The following is a 4,010-nucleotide window of genomic DNA, read 5'->3' on the forward strand; positions in this document are numbered from 1 at the left end:
CGCGGGGCCCTCGGTGGGCGTTCCCGCGTTCGCGGATCCCGGGGTCGCCGGGTCGCCGGCGACGGACGCGGCCGCGGCGGCGTCCGTGCGGGGGTCCGCTGGGTTCGCGGCGGAGCGGTTCCCCGAGGTGAGCCGCACCGGGTCGTCGCCGTGCCCGGCCCCGTTGAGGTAGGGGACGAGCGGTTCGGGCGTCCAGTCCGAGGAGAGCAGCGACTGGTGGAGCCGCACCAGCGACCCCGACGGCTCCAGGCCGAGTTCCTCCACGAGCGTGTTCCGGAGCTCCTGGTACACGTCGAGGGCCTCGCTGCGCCGTCCCGAGCCGTACAGGGCCATCATCAGCTTGGCGTGGAAGACCTCGTGCAGCGGATGCGCCGAGGTGAGGCGCCGCAGCTCGCTGATCAGCTCCTGGTGGCGGCCGAGCAGCAGATCGGCGTCGACGCGCATCTCCAGCGCCCGCAGCCGCCGCTCGTTGAGCCGGGTGGCCTCGGCCGACAGGATGGGGCCGCAGTCGACGTCGGCGAGGGCCGGCCCGTGCCAGAGGTCGAGCGCCCGGCCGAGCACGGCGGTGGCACGTTCCGTCCGTCCCGCCTCGAAATCCGCCTGGCCCTCCGCCAGCAGTCGCTCGAACCGCAGATGGTCCAGGTCGTCGGGCGACACCGTCATCACGTACCCGTACGCCTTGGTGCGCAGCGCGTCCTGCGGGGTCTCCACCGCGAGGATCTTGCGCAGCTTGTAGATGTAGGTCTGCAGGGTGGCCAACGCGCTCGGCGGCGGTTCCTGTCCCCACAACTCGTCGATCAACGTCCGGCTCTGCACGATGTGGTCGTGGTGCAGGAGCAGCAACGCCAGCACCTCACGGACTTTCGGCGCGGACGGAGTCACATCGCGGGACTCGCTGCGCACCTCCAGCGGCCCCAGGACCTGGAATCTCATCTCACTTCCTCGATCCGAATTCCGGTCGACCACACATTTTCGGTCAGTTTGAGCTTTTGTCCTTTATTCAGTGCCGTAACAGTGAGTTGCCATCCCGCCACCGTTGGTACCGCCCCTCTGATGAGCTTTTGACACTTTAACTCCACGCCTCGGGATAATCATCGGTCTCGGCATCGCTCAATCGTGGTCCGGATCCGGACATCAGCAGGAGTCGACAAATATGTTCAGCTCCTATATAGACAGCCTACATGAGGATTGCAATACCCGCTTGCGTGCACGCATAGGGCCTTGACAGCAAAGATGATCTACGTTGCCGACCATTCACCGGATATTAACGATCAAGGTGCCGTTCGTCGGCAATGGCGTCGCCGGGCGCGACGAAGGCGGAACCCGCCCCCGCGGCCCGGCGCCGATCCGGGCGCGCGGCGGCGCCGCCGGTCAGTGGATGGCAAGGTGTCACCGCCTGCCGCGAGGTCGCCGTCGTCCCCCCAGGACCATCGCCCGACGGTGACCGTGCACGCACGGCCGATCACCGTGCGAACCGATATTGTCGATTGGTATTACACGGCCCGTCCAGGAGAATGGGGAATGCCGGACTTCACGGCGAAGAAACATCGATCGAGTGATGCTCCAGCGAAGTGCAAGCGACCGGACCGAGCATCATAAGACGCCGGCCGGCGCCCGAAACACCGCACGAGCCCAGGCTCCAAATCCCGCAGTGAGGAAGGCAACGTGCAGGAACACATACCGGTGCTGATCATCGGCGGCGGGCCGACCGGCTTGTCGGCGGCCGTCTTCCTGGCCCGGCACGGAGTCCCGGTCACCGTGGTCGAGCGCCGCACCGATGCGCTGGGCCATCCGCGCGCCCGCGCGATCAATCCGCGCACCGTCGAACTGTTCCGGGACGCCGGCCTGGAACCTGAAATTCTCTCGGAATGCTCCCGGGTCTACGACGAGAACTCCCAGCTGATCCGGGCGCGCTCGCTGCCGTCGCCGGAGCTTCGGCGCACGAGCATGGCGCGCCCGCACTCGGCGGCGGGCACCGCCGGCGTCTCCCCCTGCGCGTGGGCGCCGATCGACCAGGACCGGCTGGAGATCCTGCTGCGCGAGCACGCCCGGAAACTGGGCGCGGACCTGCGCTTCGGCAGCCGCCTGCTCGACTTCGCCGACTTCGGCGGCGACGGCGTGGACGCCCGGATCGAGGACGCCGACGGCGTCCACGACGTCCGCGCCGACCTCCTCATCGCCGCCGACGGGCACCGCAGCGGCGTCCGCGAGGCGCTCGGGATCGGCTTCACCGGCCCCGGCGCGCTGGGCAGCTCCGCGAACTTCGTGTTCACCGCGGACCTCGAAGCCCAGCTCCGCGGCCGCAACCTCGGCGTCGGCCACTTCGACCTCCCCCGGCCCGGCACCGTCCTGCTCCCGCACGACGGCACCGGCCGCTGGGTCCTCGGGATCCCCTACCACCCCGCGGCCGGGGAGTCGCTGGACGACTTCACCCCGCGGCGGTGCGCGGAGCTGGCCGCCGCGGCCGTCGGAGCGCGGCCCGCCGACATCACGATCGTCCCGCAGCTCGGCGACGGCACCACGGTGCTGGGCTACGAGGTGGAGGCCAGGGTCGCCGAGCGGCTCCGGTCCGGGCCGGTCTTCCTCATCGGGGACGCCGCGCACGTGATGCCGCCGACCGGCGCGTTCGGCGCCAGCACCGGCATCCAGGACGCGCACAACCTCGCGTGGAAGATCGCGGCGGTGCTCGCCGGGCGGGCCGGGCCGGGGCTGCTGGACACCTACGAGGCCGAGCGGCTGCCGGTCGCGCGCTTCACCATGGAGCAGGCGCTCCTCCAGCTCCGCGAGCGCACCGGACGGGACGTGCCGCTGCCCGCGGACGTCCGCGGCCGACGGCGACGCCGTCGTCTTCGGCCAGCCGTACGCCTCGGCCGCGATCGCCGCCGGGCCGGACGCCGCCGTCCCGGGGACCGCCTTCGCGCCGGAGGAACGTGTCCGGGACGACCCGGCACGCCGCGCCCCGCGACCTGTGGGTGTCGCGCGACGGCCGGACGGTCTCCACCCTCGACCTGTACGGCCGGTGCCCGGTGCTGCTCACCGGACCGGACGGCGCCGCGTGGGCGGACGCCCTGAAGGAGCCGCTCGACCTCGGCGTCGACGCGGCCGCCCAGATCCGCGACGGCGACCTGACCGAGGTGACCGGGCGGCTGACGGACGGCCACGGGATCGGCCCGGCCGGGGCGCTGCTGGTCCGCCCGGACGGCTACGTCGCTTGGCGATCGCCCGGCCCGCCCGTCCCGGACGCCCCCGCCGCGCCGACGCTCCGCACGGTGCTCCGCACCGTCCTCTCCCTCGACCGCTGACCGACGCGAACGCCGCCCGCCCCGCCCCCGCTCCCCCACCGGCTCCCAACCCCGGAGCCCGGCGGGCACCTCAGTATTTGGACGAGCGCAAGCGCGCGCTCGACGATGTGAGGCGGCGGCGGGCAGGCGCCCGACCTCCCCCCGACGTGCGGGTTCACCACACAGCGCACTGCTGCAGGTGATCAGCGAACAAGCCGGGTCCTTGCAGGAAGGAAGCCGTGGCGCTGAAGGGCCCGGCGGTGCCCGCTCCGGCCCTGGCCGGAGCGGGCACCGCCGGGTGGGGTGGGTCAGGTGAAGCGGCGGGCGGCGGTCTCGGCGAACACCTCGTAGTGGCCGCCCGGGCGCTCGCGGTCCTGGAAGGGGCGGAGCGGGGAGCGGTGGCCGCGGGCGCGGTGCTCCCGCTCCCACGCGGCGTACTGCCGCCGCCCCTCCCACTCCATCACCAGGACGAACCGGCGGGCGTCGGTGACGCTGCCGAGCAGTTCGTCCGCCAGCAGGCCCGCGGTTCCGGCGAGCGTCTCGCGGGCCTCTTCGTAGGCCGCCGGGACGGCGCCGCGCCGCCCGGCGGGCTCGACCAGGTGGACGAGCACGCGCAGCCGCGGCACCGGTCAGCCCTGGTCGGGGCGAGCGGCGGGAACGCCGCCGGGAACGCCGCCGGGGTCGGGCAGGCCGCGGCCCAACGGTGCGGCGAGGGCGTCGCGCAGCGCG

4 protein-coding genes are annotated in these 4,010 nt (G+C 72.6%); 2 read left to right on the plus strand and 2 right to left on the minus strand.

What is annotated here, in order from left to right; genetic code table 11:
* The coding region (locus tag BJF79_RS33815; RefSeq protein WP_143220597.1) for an AfsR/SARP family transcriptional regulator at positions 1-933 on the minus strand (933 nt) is incomplete at its 3' end.
* Between the two features lie 732 nt (positions 934-1,665).
* Between BJF79_RS33815 and BJF79_RS33820 the strand changes: the two genes are divergently transcribed.
* Together BJF79_RS33820 and BJF79_RS33825 are read left to right on the plus strand one after the other, a co-directional pair.
* A complete protein-coding gene (locus BJF79_RS33820) occupies positions 1,666-3,072 on the plus strand; it encodes an FAD-dependent oxidoreductase (protein WP_083734441.1) in 1,407 nt (468 codons plus the stop codon).
* The gene (locus BJF79_RS33825) at positions 2,973-3,302 is read left to right on the plus strand and encodes a hypothetical protein (RefSeq protein ID WP_410050178.1); all 330 of its coding nucleotides are present in this window, start codon (positions 2,973-2,975) and stop codon (positions 3,300-3,302) included. Before BJF79_RS33820 ends, BJF79_RS33825 begins: the two co-directional genes overlap by 100 nt.
* A 287-nt stretch (positions 3,303-3,589) precedes the next feature.
* Here the strand turns inward: BJF79_RS33825 and BJF79_RS33830 are convergent, their stop codons facing one another.
* A complete protein-coding gene (locus BJF79_RS33830; protein ID WP_075903567.1) occupies positions 3,590-3,907 on the minus strand; it encodes an antibiotic biosynthesis monooxygenase family protein in 318 nt (105 codons plus the stop codon).
* Between the last annotated feature and the right edge of the window lie 103 nt (positions 3,908-4,010).

The organism is Actinomadura sp. CNU-125 (genome assembly GCF_001942465.1).
GTDB lineage: Bacteria > Actinomycetota > Actinomycetes > Streptosporangiales > Streptosporangiaceae > Spirillospora.